Raw genomic sequence first — 236 nt, 5'->3', positions numbered from 1 at the left:
ATTTCCAAATTTCTCCAGGTTTGATTGAGCATTGAATTAATAGAAAGTTCAATGAACTCCTCAGCCTGATATACGGGCATTAATACACTAATTTTGAACCTACTTTCTTCAATATTATGTAAAGCAGAACAACCTACATTACCAAATACGAAACCCTTGCTTTTGTCTAACAATGATAATGGGGTTATATTACTTCCTACATATATTCTGTTTACCTGATTCATCCTTAAACTATC

At 32.2% G+C, this 236-nt stretch carries 1 protein-coding gene; it reads right to left on the bottom strand.

What is annotated here, in order from left to right; all coding sequences use genetic code 11:
- Positions 1-224, bottom strand: a 224-nt coding sequence (locus SB749_RS20915) for a hypothetical protein (RefSeq protein WP_410712008.1), incomplete at its 3' end; no start/stop codon positions are given.
- Between the last annotated feature and the right edge of the window lie 12 nt (positions 225-236).

The organism is Brevibacterium sp. SIMBA_078, assembly GCF_046534565.1.
In the GTDB taxonomy this organism is placed as follows: Bacteria; Actinomycetota; Actinomycetes; order Actinomycetales; family Brevibacteriaceae; genus Brevibacterium.
Note: the sequence above shows the minus strand (reverse complement) of the source record. Positions and strands in the feature narration are given on the sequence as shown.